Source organism: Pseudomonas sp. MWU13-2100 (genome assembly GCF_023242365.1).
Taxonomy (GTDB): Bacteria; Pseudomonadota; Gammaproteobacteria; order Pseudomonadales; family Pseudomonadaceae; genus Aquipseudomonas.
This window is the reverse complement of record NZ_JALLIX010000050.1, coordinates 18,635-31,271: the sequence shown is the minus strand read 5'-3', so window position 1 is coordinate 31,271 and position 12,637 is coordinate 18,635. Positions and strand designations below refer to the sequence as shown.

At 58.8% G+C, this 12,637-nt stretch carries 13 protein-coding genes and 2 pseudogenes; 7 read left to right on the top strand and 8 right to left on the bottom strand.

Annotated features, from left to right (window positions below; translation table 11 throughout):
* The first annotated feature begins 170 nt into the window (after window positions 1–170).
* Both M5B99_RS25855 and M5B99_RS25850 read left to right on the top strand, forming a co-directional pair.
* A complete protein-coding gene (locus M5B99_RS25855) occupies window positions 171–512 on the top strand; it encodes a DUF6124 family protein (protein WP_248806713.1) in 342 nt (113 codons plus the stop codon).
* A gap of 221 nt (window positions 513–733) precedes the next feature.
* A complete protein-coding gene (locus tag M5B99_RS25850) occupies window positions 734–1,579 on the top strand; it encodes a LysR family transcriptional regulator (protein WP_248806712.1) in 846 nt (281 codons plus the stop codon).
* Window position 1,580: 1 nt separating this feature from the next.
* Here M5B99_RS25850 and M5B99_RS30005 read toward each other — a convergent pair whose 3' ends face one another.
* The 3 genes from M5B99_RS30005 to M5B99_RS25840 all read right to left on the bottom strand — a co-directional run bounded on the left by M5B99_RS30005 (window position 1,581) and on the right by M5B99_RS25840 (window position 3,156).
* Complete coding sequence (locus tag M5B99_RS30005) at window positions 1,581–1,706, bottom strand: hypothetical protein (protein ID WP_263860634.1); 126 nt, start codon at window positions 1,704–1,706, stop codon at window positions 1,581–1,583.
* A 232-nt stretch (window positions 1,707–1,938) separates the two neighbouring features.
* Window positions 1,939–2,460 (bottom strand): DUF4765 family protein, encoded by a 522-nt coding sequence (locus M5B99_RS25845; protein WP_248806711.1) that lies wholly within the window; start codon window positions 2,458–2,460, stop codon window positions 1,939–1,941.
* A 342-nt stretch (window positions 2,461–2,802) separates the two neighbouring features.
* Complete coding sequence (locus tag M5B99_RS25840; RefSeq protein WP_248806710.1) at window positions 2,803–3,156, bottom strand: hypothetical protein; 354 nt, start codon at window positions 3,154–3,156, stop codon at window positions 2,803–2,805.
* A 388-nt stretch (window positions 3,157–3,544) separates the two neighbouring features.
* Here M5B99_RS25840 and M5B99_RS25835 point away from each other — a divergent pair, with 388 nt between their 5' ends.
* Both M5B99_RS25835 and M5B99_RS25830 read left to right on the top strand, forming a co-directional pair.
* Window positions 3,545–4,234, top strand: coding sequence for a helix-turn-helix transcriptional regulator (locus M5B99_RS25835; RefSeq protein ID WP_248806709.1), 690 nt, complete (start codon window positions 3,545–3,547; stop codon window positions 4,232–4,234).
* Window positions 4,235–4,337: 103 nt separating this feature from the next.
* Complete coding sequence (locus M5B99_RS25830; RefSeq protein ID WP_248806708.1) at window positions 4,338–4,709, top strand: VOC family protein; 372 nt, start codon at window positions 4,338–4,340, stop codon at window positions 4,707–4,709.
* A gap of 30 nt (window positions 4,710–4,739) precedes the next feature.
* Here the strand turns inward: M5B99_RS25830 and M5B99_RS25825 are convergent.
* A pseudogene (locus M5B99_RS25825) lies at window positions 4,740–4,919 on the bottom strand (nuclear transport factor 2 family protein); the annotation flags it as partial.
* Window positions 4,920–5,128: 209 nt separating this feature from the next.
* On the opposite strand from M5B99_RS25825, the gene M5B99_RS25820 reads away from it, so the two are divergent.
* Together M5B99_RS25820 and M5B99_RS25815 are read left to right on the top strand one after the other, a co-directional pair.
* Window positions 5,129–5,800 (top strand): ATPase, encoded by a 672-nt coding sequence (locus M5B99_RS25820; protein ID WP_248806707.1) that lies wholly within the window; start codon window positions 5,129–5,131, stop codon window positions 5,798–5,800.
* 390 nt (window positions 5,801–6,190) lie between these two features.
* Window positions 6,191–7,147, top strand: coding sequence for a cation diffusion facilitator family transporter (locus tag M5B99_RS25815; RefSeq protein WP_248806706.1), 957 nt, complete (start codon window positions 6,191–6,193; stop codon window positions 7,145–7,147).
* 58 nt (window positions 7,148–7,205) lie between these two features.
* On the opposite strand, the gene ddlA is transcribed toward M5B99_RS25815, so the two are convergent.
* The 3 genes from ddlA to M5B99_RS25800 all read right to left on the bottom strand — a co-directional run bounded on the left by ddlA (window position 7,206) and on the right by M5B99_RS25800 (window position 11,043).
* Window positions 7,206–8,300, bottom strand: a complete 1,095-nt coding sequence (ddlA, locus tag M5B99_RS25810) for a D-alanine--D-alanine ligase (RefSeq protein ID WP_248806705.1) — start codon at window positions 8,298–8,300, stop codon at window positions 7,206–7,208.
* Window positions 8,301–8,467: 167 nt separating this feature from the next.
* Window positions 8,468–9,337 (bottom strand): Dyp-type peroxidase, encoded by an 870-nt coding sequence (locus M5B99_RS25805; protein ID WP_248806704.1) that lies wholly within the window; start codon window positions 9,335–9,337, stop codon window positions 8,468–8,470.
* A gap of 74 nt (window positions 9,338–9,411) precedes the next feature.
* A complete protein-coding gene (locus tag M5B99_RS25800) occupies window positions 9,412–11,043 on the bottom strand; it encodes a sensor domain-containing diguanylate cyclase (protein ID WP_248806703.1) in 1,632 nt (543 codons plus the stop codon).
* Window positions 11,044–11,166: 123 nt separating this feature from the next.
* Between M5B99_RS25800 and M5B99_RS25795 the strand changes: the two are divergent.
* Window positions 11,167–11,271: pseudogene (locus M5B99_RS25795) on the top strand (RidA family protein); the annotation flags it as partial.
* On the opposite strand, the gene M5B99_RS30080 reads toward M5B99_RS25795, so the two are convergent.
* A complete protein-coding gene (locus M5B99_RS30080) occupies window positions 11,264–12,580 on the bottom strand; it encodes a PAS domain-containing methyl-accepting chemotaxis protein (RefSeq protein ID WP_318654589.1) in 1,317 nt (438 codons plus the stop codon). The pseudogene M5B99_RS25795 and the gene M5B99_RS30080 sit on opposite strands and share 8 nt — an antisense overlap.
* Window positions 12,581–12,637: the final 57 nt, after the last annotated feature.

Below are 12,637 nucleotides of genomic sequence, written 5' to 3'. Positions count from 1 at the left end.
CAAGTCGGGCGCAATTTTTTTGCCTCCGTTTTATGGTGGCTGTGCGCAGGGCACCTTCGGGTGCGCCGGGTTTCCCAATGTTCCGGTCTGCTAACCTGCGTACAGCTGCCACCCTCCTTCGTTTAGCAGCGATAGCCGGCAGCTCCATTCAACATTGGGGATGCACAATCATGTTCAAGGTAACGCCAAATCCACCTGTTTCATCCGCCGTCGAAAGCATTGATCCACAAGCCATCGATCGCGCCTTGGCTCACTATCTGTGGCCAGAAGCTAACGCACCAAAGCCACCCATTTCCATAAAACCGCACAAACGCCAACAGGCATCCCAAAGCCGCGAAGACGCCCTCGTCAACGCCAGTTCGATTCTCGACTCCGCTGCCGCCACCGCCTATGAAAATGCTGACAACCTCACGGGCGCCAACCGCAAGGTGGCGATGGGCATCGTGCATTTGATCGAGCTGGCACAAAGACAGGTGGACTCTGTGATAGAGGAAACAGCTATAACGAGCTGACAAGAGCAATGCGATAGAAAGCACCGGCTTAACGTCCTCTCATAACCCATTTCCTTTTTGCCCTCCAAAAACCCTCGCTATTAGCAACACGCAAAGCCCCAGGCACTCGTAATGCTTTGGGGCTTTTTTTCAAAATAGGCTGTCGCGAAAGCCGCCTTCGGCACACATGTCGCTCGTCATGGTAACTTCACTACCTTCGAGACAGGACCTCCAGCTCAACCATGAAAATGCCCGACATCGACGCTATCCAGGCGTTTGTCCTGGTCGCGGAGCTCAAGAGCTTCACCCGTGCCGCTGATGTCATAGGCGGCACCCAGGCGGCTATCAGCCTGAAGATAAAGCGCCTGGAAGAAACCCTGGGGCGCAAGCTGCTCGAACGCACGCCGCGACGGGTAACCTTATCGGCTCACGGACAGACTTTCCTGGCCAGCGCACGGCACTTGCTGGATAACTACCAGCAAGCGATGAACTGCTTCGGCAAGCAGAAGCGCACCCTGCGGGTCGGCGTCAGCCATCACATTGTCGGGGCCGATCTCACCCTATGGTTGCGGCGCATGGCGAACACCGACCCGGAGGTTGTCGTCGCCTTCAGCCTGGGCACTTCCCGGGACATGCTGGAGAGCTACGAGCAGGGCAAGCTGGATGTGGCCTTGATCCTGAGGCACGACAACCGACGCCAGGACGGCGAGGTGATCGGCGCGGCACGATTCAGCTGGATGGCCGCACAAGACTTCGAACTGCCGCCCGGAGCAGCTTTACCCCTGGCGATACAACCCGAGCCCTGCGGCATGCGGAGCATGGTGATGGCGGCACTGCAAACGCAGAACCGCCCTTGGGAAGAGGTCTTTGTCGGCAGCGGGATTCTGGCCATCGGCGCAGCGGTGGCGGCCGGCATCGGAATAGGCGCGATGGTCGGGCGCATGGCGCCAAACGGCTGTGTCGACGTGGCACAGCGGATCGACCTACCCCCCCTGCCCTCGCGTGAAATCGTGCTCCATACCGCGCAACGCGATGCCCAGGCCCAAGCGCTGATCAGTACTTTGAGCGCAGACATTTCAAACGGTTGAACTAGAAGAACAAGCGTCCGACCCAGGCCATCATCATCGTCAGGCTCAGCAAACCCAGGCTGACGAGGACGAATGCCGCGAGATGTACAAGCACGACCATCAGCGAGCGCATTCGATACTGTTCCATATTAGCTTCCTTGGCGGGCTCCAGAAGCAACAGTATGGGGAGGGGAATAGTGCGTGAAACAGACGTCGCAGGCTATTTCAGTGATAACCGTTGTGCGGGTTGCGAGCACCCAAGGTGGCCAATCAAATGCAACGCGCCAAAGCCCCCTCTCACTATTAGCAACATAAAAAGCCCCCGCCCTACTTATGCTCCGGGGCTTTTTATTTCTTAATGGATTCTGCATCACCCAGCATCAATCTGCGTTTGGTAGCGCTCGACCTCCCCCGACAGCGACAATCGGATTGGGATGCGGGATGTATTTTGCTTTGGTAAACGGCGCCGACTTCAAGCAGATCCAGCCGCTCTCAATGGCGTCTCCAGCCGCCAGATATTTGGTATTGATTTTTATAAGAAGCCAACCGCCACGCCGCGCCCATTTGGCCGAGTTTCGCGCAACAGACGTAAATTCAGGCAGTTTCTCTTGAGGAACTCCGGGTCGCGAACCACCTACCTGGCTAATCACCTGCTCGGGCGTGGGTTTCCCACAGGCCTCGTTTTCAGGCTCTCCACCAGCGCTGCCAGCATTGATCGCAGTTAAACAGCTCTCCTGCCCTCCCCCCCTCACCAACCAAACATCTATATGTTGATTTTGTGCGATAGCATTTTCAATAAGTATGCTCTCAGTCACCACAGCGTTAAGGTACGCAATACGCTGCTCCTCATTCAGTGTGGGAGGAGCGGTTGGAGCCGCCTCCTTCTTTTCTTCCCCATCCATAATTCCACCTGACGCCGTCCCATATAAGAAGTACGAGTATAGATCATCGATTGAGCTTCTTACTCACGCCACCGCCCCTGAATCAAAAGCAAGTTAAACCGTGTACAAAAAACGCCACACCGCCCCGAGATGACGCGGAGAAAGCAGACAACGTTGTGGTGTTAACCTCTGATCAGCTTCGGGACTATCCCGCAGTTGGCCTGGCTGAATGGTCAACTCATTCAGAAATTACAAACGACTACCTGCGCCTCCCGTTCCGACTCACGCAGGCGCTCCAGGTATCCCGGAGGTAATTACGCCGGGACCTGCGCCATCAAGCACGTGGCGATGACCCACAAGCACCTATCGCATCGGAACCGGTTGTGGCGGGTAGTAGTAGCCCGGTGGCGGTGGTGGCGCCTGGTAGTAGACCGGCGGCGGTTGCTGGATGTACACCGGCTGTGGCTGGACGTAAACCGGCTGCTGAACGTAAACCGGAGGCTGGGAGTTGGCGACAACCGAGCCCACTACGAGACCGCCGACCACCGCCCCCAGCAGGGCCGGGCCACCCCAGCCCCAGCCCCCACCGTGTCCATAACCATAACCGTGACCGTGACCCCAACCATAACCGTACCCGCCACGGGCCTCGGCCTGCCCTGCAATGGCGAGTACGCCAATGAGCAAGACGGCTAGTTTCATTTTTGAGAGTCGACTCATCATGACACATCCTCTTCTTTGCACCGAGCCGGTTTCAATAATATATCCGGACCTACCTTTCAGACAGTTTTTTTTGATGAATTCACGACGCGCCAAAGTAAATACCAGGTAAAGTTTACTGTCCGCTCGTCACCTGAAACCGACGCTGAACTGAACGGCTGTATTCGGCGGTTTTATGAACACGAAAACAAACCTGCCAATGAATGGTTCCGGCCCTTCCCGCATCAACTTCAGACAGATTTCCATGTATATAAAACCATGTATCATCTGGCCATCAGCCTAATGCGTCGAATGTATCCGGGGGATGTCCTGACCAGGTGGCGAGCGGTTGTAGTACCTGCCTTGATATGAAATCCTCTCGAACATCGTCTTTTTTGAACTCAGCTCAATGTCGCGCTCCCAACGCCTCCTGGCCTTGATCCAGATTTTACGACGCCATCGTTTTCCGGTGGCCGGCGCAGTGCTGGCCCAGGAGCTTGGCATCACCCTGCGCAGCCTCTACAGGGATATCGGAACCTTGAAGGAACAAGGCGCAAACATCGAGGGGGTCGCCGGACTGGGTTTTGTCCTGCATCCCGGGTTTCTACTTCCGCCACTGATGTTTTCAGAGGACGAGATAGAGGCTCTCGTCCTCGGTTCGCGTTGGGTGGCCGAGCGTGCGGATGAACGCTTGGGTCAAGCGGCACGTAATGCCCTGAACAAAATATCGGCGGTCCTTCCACCAGGGCTGAGGGACGAACTGGACGCATCTGCGCTACTTATCGGGCCCAGCGCCTCGCCGCTGCCGGTAGACATCGTACAGCCGCTGATTCGCCAGGCGATCAGGGCGGAACTGAAAGTGGAGATCGTCTATCAGGATTTGAGGGGCGAACAGTCCTGCCGAACCATCTGGCCCTTTGCACTGGGTTATTTCGACGAGGCCCGCGTACTGGTGGCCTGGTGCGAGCTACGTGACGGTTTTCGGCATTTCCGCAGTGACCGGATCAGCGAATTCAAGGTGGCCCAGGAGCGATATCCGCGCCGACGCCAGGCATTGCTGAAGGCTTGGCGTCTACAGGAAGGGATCAGGCCGCAATAGGCGATGACTGCTGACAAAAATGGGTAGTGGCCTGCGTAGGATGGAAAGCGCCGGCCAGCACTGTGCTGATAGGCCACTTCCATCCCAGGCCAGGAGCCTTTCTATGATCAAGCCCAATTTTTTCATCTTGTATGTCGACAGCCCGGAGTCCAGCGCCCGCTTCTACGCCGACTTGTTCGGTAGCCCGGCGATAGAAGCTTCGGCCACGTTTGCAATGTTCGCATTGGGCTCCGGACTCATGTTGGGCCTTTGGTCGAAGCACACGGTGGAACCACGGGGCGCTGATATCGGGGTGGCAGGCGAAGTGGCATTCTCTGTCGCGGAAAAATCGCTGGTCGAGTCAACCTATCAAGCGTGGGTTGCCAAGGGGCTGGCCATTCTCCAAGCACCGGTAGAGATGGATTTCGGCTATACCTTTGTCGCACTTGATCCGGACGGTCATCGGCTGCGGGTGTTCGCTTCGTCGGACGCCTGATGGGCGACTGCGCTGAGGCTTGCAGCCCTAGTGATGGCGGACGAAAGCCACGTCACCTGACAGGCTGACGGTCTGGTTCTGCATTTCCAGCGTCTTGAACGCGCTTTTCCCTGTTTCAATATCGCCGATAAAGTCTTTCTTGCCCTGCACCTTGCCACTGGAATACCCGTAGGTCAGGTTCTCGGAGGTCAGGGCCTTCAATTCAGGAATAAATGCAGCAGGCGCCGGTAGCATGAGATGACATTTTGAATATTGCGCTGGCGCGCCCTATAAGGCGCCCTTTTGACGACTACACTACAAGGCACGGCCGCCTATCATTCGTTCAGTTGATAGTAACCATCAAGGAATGCGAGTTCAGTTTTTCTGTCAAAGGAGGAGGATAGCGTCATGCCGAACCGACTTCAGAAGGAAAACGCGCGATGAGAATTTCGACCTTGCTGGCTCTTGTCGCCGTATTGACCGGCGGTTTCCTCGCCACCGCCCCGAGCTACGCGGCGGACGTTCAATCCTGCCATTTCCTGCCGGTGGTCGACAGCGCCGCCAGCTTGAAGCAGGCCCAATCAGTGGGGGTGCTTTATAGTGAAAACACCGTCAGTACGCTCCAATATCTGGAACGCTACCACAGCGTTGCACTGAGCGGCGCAAAGAACCCTGCGCTGGATCCACGCATCAGCGACGCCTTCGTCAACAGCTCCGATCCGAAGCTGGCCATCGACTGGCTGATGGGGTCGTTGCAGAAACAGTTCGCCTCGGTGACCGTCTATGACAACCTCGATGCGCTGGTAAAGGCCCGCCCTGACGTGGTGGTGATGCTCGACACCTACAGCCGTCTGGTGACCAAGCGCAACAGCCAGTTCGAAGCGCGCTTCGTCGCCACGTTCTATGATTCGAACCTGCAGTACATCGGCAAGGCCGAAGGCTTCGGTGGCAAGGAACTGCCTTCGATCTGGGTCCATGGCAAGGCCGCGCCGGAAATTGCCGCGCAAATCAACCAGCAACGCGATCTGCAGGTCAACGCCCTGAAGCAATTCGATGCCTCGCTCAAAGCCTTGGTGACCACCGGCGAAACCGACCGGGTCGCCACCAACTGACTCCACACCCCGCCAGGGGGAGCTACGCTCCCCCTCTGTTTGCCATTCGCCAGCCAATCAATATAGGCCCACTGAAAGTCATCCACCGTTAGCCGGGTATAAAACTATTGGCGTGAGTGCAAGTGCCTTTGAACACTAGGCAACGAAACATTAAGATTCGCATTTGAGAACATAAGCGATATGTATACGAAACAAATTTTCAATCGCCCTGATTATTTAATATAATCTGTATACCCCTTCAACTTTTAAGTATGCTTTATTCTTTGATCACGCCTGTTTCAAGGCGAACGCCAATGATTGCCAATCACCTCGGGGCTCGCACTTAGTTGGTCGGCAAGCCGGGATTGCCAAGCGTTGATAGTCATTTGCAAATAAGGGAAGAAGTTTCTAATGATCGATGAGAAGTTCTCCGAAGACTCTGAGGACGAATACTGCAGCCCCGCCGAGCGAGCGGCGGCGGCTTCCCGTTGCACCTGGGCGAGTGTCGGCGTCAATCTGGCGCTGTCCTGCACCCAGATTGTCGTGGGCATCCTGTCGAAATCCCAGGGCCTGATCGCCGACGGTATTCACTCCCTGTCAGACTTGATTGCCGACTTTGTGGTGCTGTTCGCCAGCCATAAGAGCAAGCAGGACGCCGACGATGGCCATCCCTATGGGCACCTGCGCTTTGAAACCGCCGCCTCGATGATCCTCGGCCTGCTGCTGTTGGCCGTGGGCATCGGCATGATCGGTTCGGCCGTGCTCAAGCTGCAAACCCCGGAATCCATCCAGACAGTGCATATGACGGCCTTGTGGGTGGCGGGTGCCGCGTTGCTGACCAAGGAACTGCTGTTTCGCTACATGCTCGGAGTGGCGAAGAAGGTGAAATCGAGCCTGTTGATTGCCAACGCCTGGCATGCACGCTCGGATGCGGCCTCGTCGCTGGTGGTCGGTATCGGTATTGTCGGCAACCTGGCGGGCTATCCGATTCTCGACCCGATTGCCGCGCTGGTGGTCGGCGGCATGATTGCCAGAATGGGTTGGTCGTTCGGCTGGAACGCCTTGAACGACCTGATGGACAGCGCGGCCGATGAAGAAGAGGTCGCTTCCATTCGCACCACGCTCCTGGAAACCCCGGGGATCAAGGGCGTGCATGATGTACGCACGCGCAAGATGGGCGATATGCTCACGGTCGATGCGCACATCGAAGTCGAAGCCTCGATGACCGTCGAAGAAGGGCATGCGATTGCCGTGGCCGCGCGTGAAAACGTCATGCTGCGTCATCGGGTCCTGAACCTGATGACACACATTGACCCCTGGCACCGGCCAGACCTGGACCATCTCGATCCATCCAGGTCCGGAGCCTGAAACCAGGGCTCAGCCAAGCGTTTACCCGGCCTGAAGCGGCGCAGCGGCTTCGGGCCTTTTAACGACTGTTCTTCAGACTCTTGCGCGCCGCATGCCGCTCCAGCGCCAGTTCGATCAGGCGGCTCACCAGTTCGCTGTAGCTCATCCCCGCAGCCTGCCAGAGCTTGGGGTACATGCTGATGCGGGTGAAACCGGGCAACGAGTTGACCTCGTTGATCAGCACCTCGCCGTCAGCGCCGAGAAACACATCGACCCGCGCCAACCCGGCGCAGCCCAGTACCTGGAACGCCTCAATGGCATGGGCGCGAATGCGCTCGCTGTCCTGTTCGCTGATGGCCGCCGGCACCACCACTTCGGCGGCCTGCTCATCAATGTATTTGCTGTCGTAGGAATAGAAGCCGCTGCGCACGATGATCTCGCCGCAACCACTGGCAATCGGCTGGTCGTTGCCGAGGATCGCGCATTCGATCTCCCGTCCGCTGACCGCCGACTCGATCAGGACCTTTTCGTCGAAGCCCAGCGCCAGGGCCAAGGCGGCCTGATACTCCTCGGCGGTCTCCACTTTGCTCACGCCCACCGACGAGCCCTGGTTCGCCGGCTTGATGAACAGCGGCAGGCCCAGTTTCGCCTGTGCAGCCTCGAAGCCGAGCCGCGCGGCGCTGGTCCGGTTCACGGTGATAAAGGGGGTCACCGCCAGCCCGGCATCGCGCAACAGGCGCTTGCTCACGTCCTTGTCCATGCACACGGCCGAACCGAGCACATCGGAACCGACAAAAGGCAGGTCGGTCATGCGCAGCAAGCCTTGCAGGCAACCGTCTTCACCGAGGGTACCGTGAACGATGGGGAAGATCACATCGACCTGCTCGAGTAGCGCCTGGCTGCTGGTGTCCACCAACTGCTGGCTGGACTTTCCGGGCACCACGGCCAGTTCGCGATTGGATTGGTTCAAGGCGATAAGCGCCGGGTTTTCGGCGTTGATCAGGTAGTTGGAGCTGTCATTGAGGTGCCAGCGGCCCTGCTTGTCGATACCGATCAGAATCGGCTCGAAACGCTCGCGATCCAGCGCATCGACCACATTGCGCGCCGATTGCAACGACACCTCGTGCTCGGCCCCCAACCCACCGAAAATAATCCCGACTCGCAACTTGCCCATCTTCCGACCTCGTGCCCAAATCTGTGTTTCAGGGGAATTCCCTTTGTACGCAGACTATTCGCAAGGCGAAGATTTGGCATCCCCTGATGGGTATTTTCTTCAGATCATGATGAACACTCCCGGGCTCCGGTGGAGCCCGAGTCTCATCCTTCAGGCGCGACAGCGGCTCAAGCGACGGTCAACCCACTCAGGTCCAGGCCCCCTTCGTTCAACGGCGGGCACCAGTAGTAGCCACCGGTAATCGGCCGGCTGAAGCGATACAAGCCGTCGACGATGCCATCGTCCAAACCGCTCATGCGCCGCAACTGCGCCTCGAAGGCCGCGAAGGAATGGCCGAACGCCAGAAACATCAGGCCGGCGCCCTGTTCGTTCGACCAGGGCATCGAGCGGCGCACCACGAAGGCCTCCGGAGCAAAGCTCTCCTGGGCAGTGCGTTTGACGTGGGCGGACTCCGGTGCATCGTCGAGCTCTTCGTTATCGCTCTTGCGCCGCCCGATGATGTTGTCCTGCTCATGGGCCGCAAGCGCAGCGAAACCGTCCAGGTCATGCTGCCACTGCTGGATCGCGGCAAAGCTGCCCCCGTCAGCGGCGATCCCCGCCGCCACCGCGGCCTCATCCACCGGGTTCTCGGTGCCGTCTTCATAACCGGTCAGGTCGTGGCCGCTCTTGTGCCGGAAGGCCTCGGTCATCTGCACCAACTTCAGGGCCGGCGCCAACGCCTGCTCCAACGCACGACCGCGGTGCAGCAAGTCACCACGGTCTTCGCCATGCAGCCAGCACCACAGGGCATGCTGGGTCGACGGATTATCCACGCCCACGCCAGTGATAACGGGAAAAGCCCGCAACCCTTGGACATGCCCACCCAGCGCTTGCACCAGCGACTCGCCAAAACCGACCACGGTGTGCTTTACATCCACCAGCCGGGTGAGATTGTCGAGTGCGACCGGCAATGCTTCGGCGGACTCAAGGGCGAAGAACAGGTGGCGTGCCTGCAAGGGCACGGGCTTGGCAAGGATGCCGGGCTGGTAGTGACTCATGGGAACTCCTTTGGGAAAGCACGGAGTTTACCTTTGTTGCGCCCGCGGTGCTTGCAACTGCACCTGGATCGCCCTCAGAGCTTGTGGGTCATGTAGCGACCGCGCCCGGTTTTCTTGGCCTGATACATGACTCGATCCGCGGTCAGCAGCAGCGCATCAGGGGAGCTTTCGCCGTTTCCAAGGGCGATACCGATCGAGACCCCCACCCGGCAAACCGTACCGGCAATGAGAAAAGGCATGCTCAGCGCCTCGATGCACTTGGTGGCCACGGAGCTCACGGTTTCTTCGGCGTCGGCGCCAAGATCGCTCAGCAGGACAACGAACTCATCGCCGCCGATGCGCGCCAGGGTATCGCTGCCCCGTACAACCGCGCCAAAGCGCTTCGCCACCTGACGCAACACCTCGTCACCGGCCTCGTGCCCGAGGGTGTCATTGATGCGTTTGAAGCCATCGAGGTCCATGAACAGCAAGCCGACCTGGGTGCCTTTGCGCTGGGCCTGGGCCAACACCTGACGCAGGCGGCCAGAGAGGTGATGGCGGTTGGGCAGGCCCGTCAACGTGTCGTGATGGGCGATCTTTTCGAGTTCCGCCTGTTTCTCGTTGAGCTTGAACAACAGGCGATTGAACGCCGAGATCAAGTGACCGACTTCATCGTTGCGCAGCACCGGCAAGGGTGCATGGGGCAGTTCATCGCGGGTCATGCAGTCCGCCTGGGCGGCGGCATGGAATAGCGGACGAAAGACAAAATACAGCACGATGGAACAGATAGTGCCGAACAGAAGAATCGAGCCGATAGCACCCTTGATCAAGAAACGCTGGGTTCGCTCAACGGTTGAAAACGCCTCGTGGCCCGGCAGGCTGGCAACAATGAACCAGCCCGTGCTTGGGACGGTGACCATGGCACGGACCTCCTCCTGGCCCTGCGCGTTGAGCGTTATCCCGGTACCGCGAAAACCCGCCATGGCTCGATCCAACAGGGTATTGAGGCCCGGACGCGATACCGGCTTGAAGCGTATCCCCAGCGGCGTGGACTCGATCTGCAAGCGACTTTGCGGAAAAACCAGCTGGAATTCGCCCGTTGTCGTTCCCCCACGGCTCTGCAGCAAGGAATCAAGAAACCCGGGGGCCGCGAGTGACATCATGCCAACCACGACCCCCTGCACCTCACCCGCGGCATTCCTGATCGGCGCGGATATCGGCAGTATCGGTTCCGCGCTCGACGGGCTCTCGATCGGCCGGCCGATAAAGGGTCTGTCGGCCAATCCGGCTTGAACATAGTCCCGATTCACATAATCGCTATCGGACGCTGCCTCTTGATCGGGGTAGCCCGCCACCCGCCGGCCACTGGCATCGACGATGAAGATATCGATCGATAACAAGGTCTGGTAGGGCGAAAGCTCTTTCAGCCAATCTCGCAGTTTTTCAGGCCTAGCGAGCAAATCGAAGGGCACGCTGGCAGCCAGGTGCTCGATAAAGAGCCGGCGCCGAATAATCTTGCTATCGACATCGTGCGCGACATAAGTGGCCAACGCCAGTTGCTGGCCTTCCACGACGGCGCTCAGGTCCTCGCGCAGAAAGTTGGTCAGCACGTAATAGCGCAGGATAGCGCCGGAAACGACAATGCACAGCGCCAACACCAGCAGTCGGGTCAACACGCTGTTGTAGATTCGGGCGAGGATCGAAAGTGCATGATGTTTTTTTGACATTATCGAAGTGTAACCGACGACATTGCACTTTTCGCTATTTTCCCCAACGCGGTTCAAACGCGGCAGCCAAGCCTCGCGGAGACCGGATCGCGCCATGGAGCCAGCAGCGGCCCCGGCACGAGCTCGGTGTCCGGCGAAGCCGGGGTACATACCCGCCGCTCGGTCGGGGTGTTCCAACTGCCGAAAAACGCCTCGGTCCAGGTGGATAGCGCGGTGGTGCTCAACTAGACAACTGGTTGGCGAACTGCCCGACCGCGTTGACCACTTTCTGCGCACCGTCCTGGATCTCGACGATCACCGTGCCCGCCTCCGCCGCCAGCGCAAGACCTTCCTCGGCCTGGGTCTTGCCGCTGTTCATCAGCGACACCGCGTCCCGCGCCATGTCCTGGTTCTGCCGCACCACGCCGACGATCTCGTCCGTGGCCTGGCTGGTGCGCGAGGCCAACTGCCGCACTTCGTCCGCCACCACCGCGAACCCGCGACCCTGCTCACCCGCGCGCGCCGCCTCAATGGCCGCGTTGAGCGCCAGCAGGTTGGTCTGCTCGGCAATGCCGCTGATGGTCTTGACGATGGTGCCGATCACCTGGGACTGCGCATTCAAGGCTTCGATGCCGTCACTGGCGGTTTGCATGTGTGCAGCCAGGTCGCGCATCACTTCCACGGCCTGGGTTACCACGGTGGTCCCGCGCTGGGCGGTGCTGTCGGTCTGCAACGAGGTGCTGTAGGCAATGTTCGCCGCTTCGGCTACCGCCCTCTCCTGGCTCACCTGATCGGTGATCACAGTGGCAAACTTGACTACTTTGTAGAGCTTTTCATTGGCATCGAGTACCGGGTTATAGGACGCCTCCAGCCAGACCTCGCGACCGTGGCTGTCAACCCGCTTGAAACGACCGGCGACGAATTCACCGGCGTTCAGGCGTGTCCAGAACGTCTGGTATTCGGCGCTGTTGTATTGCGCCGGCTCGCAGAAAACACGGTGATGCTTGCCCTGGATCTGCGCCAGGCTGTAACCCATGGCGTTGAGGAAGCGGTCATTGGCGGTGAGCACCTCTCCGGCCAGGTTGAACTCGATCACCGCGGTGGAACGCAACAGCGCGCCGATCAGGTTTTCATACTCGCGGGACGATTCGATGGTGCGGGTCAGATCGTTGGAGTAAATCGAAAAATGGCGGATACGCCCCTGGGAATCACGAATCGGCTGCAGGATCGAACGCAGCCAGGCTTCCTCGCCGTTACCACGCAGCAAGCGCACCGCGCCGCTGAAATGCTCGCCCCGGGTCAAGGCATTCTTGAAGCGCAGGTGAAAGTCCGAATGCTTGAGGTACTCCGGGACTAACTCGTCAAGGCTACGCCCCACCAGCGAGGTGCTCGGGTAGAGCATTTCCTGGATGAAATTCTGGTTAGCCGATTCGATGCGACCGTCGGGGTCCAGGGTCAGCACGAGCATTTCCTGCTCCAGGCTATCCTTGACTTGCTGGACGCTGGAGAGTTCTTCGCGAAGAGCCGAGAGCTCCTGCTTCAAGCGTTTGTTAAACATGCGGGCACCGATGGGCAAATGAAAGCGCGGATTAAGCTGTCATTGGCATCGGCTAGG

Bases quoted from the DNA above. Each gene is read 5' to 3' on its own strand.
- M5B99_RS25830 (WP_248806708.1), top strand. From the start codon at position 4,338: ATGATCAAGCCCAATTTTTTCATCTTGTATGTCGACAGCCCGGAGTCC.
- ddlA (WP_248806705.1), bottom strand. From the start codon at position 8,300: ATGGGCAAGTTGCGAGTCGGGATTATTTTCGGTGGGTTGGGGGCCGAG.
- M5B99_RS30080 (WP_318654589.1), bottom strand. From the start codon at position 12,580: ATGTTTAACAAACGCTTGAAGCAGGAGCTCTCGGCTCTTCGCGAAGAA.
- M5B99_RS25840 (WP_248806710.1), bottom strand. From the start codon at position 3,156: ATGAGTCGACTCTCAAAAATGAAACTAGCCGTCTTGCTCATTGGCGTA.
- M5B99_RS25850 (WP_248806712.1), top strand. From the start codon at position 734: ATGAAAATGCCCGACATCGACGCTATCCAGGCGTTTGTCCTGGTCGCG.
- M5B99_RS25845 (WP_248806711.1), bottom strand. From the start codon at position 2,460: ATGGATGGGGAAGAAAAGAAGGAGGCGGCTCCAACCGCTCCTCCCACA.
- M5B99_RS25855 (WP_248806713.1), top strand. From the start codon at position 171: ATGTTCAAGGTAACGCCAAATCCACCTGTTTCATCCGCCGTCGAAAGC.
- M5B99_RS25835 (WP_248806709.1), top strand. From the start codon at position 3,545: ATGTCGCGCTCCCAACGCCTCCTGGCCTTGATCCAGATTTTACGACGC.
- M5B99_RS25820 (WP_248806707.1), top strand. From the start codon at position 5,129: ATGAGAATTTCGACCTTGCTGGCTCTTGTCGCCGTATTGACCGGCGGT.
- M5B99_RS30005 (WP_263860634.1), bottom strand. From the start codon at position 1,706: ATGGAACAGTATCGAATGCGCTCGCTGATGGTCGTGCTTGTACATCTC.
- M5B99_RS25800 (WP_248806703.1), bottom strand. From the start codon at position 11,043: ATGTCAAAAAAACATCATGCACTTTCGATCCTCGCCCGAATCTACAAC.
- M5B99_RS25805 (WP_248806704.1), bottom strand. From the start codon at position 9,337: ATGAGTCACTACCAGCCCGGCATCCTTGCCAAGCCCGTGCCCTTGCAG.
- M5B99_RS25815 (WP_248806706.1), top strand. From the start codon at position 6,191: ATGATCGATGAGAAGTTCTCCGAAGACTCTGAGGACGAATACTGCAGC.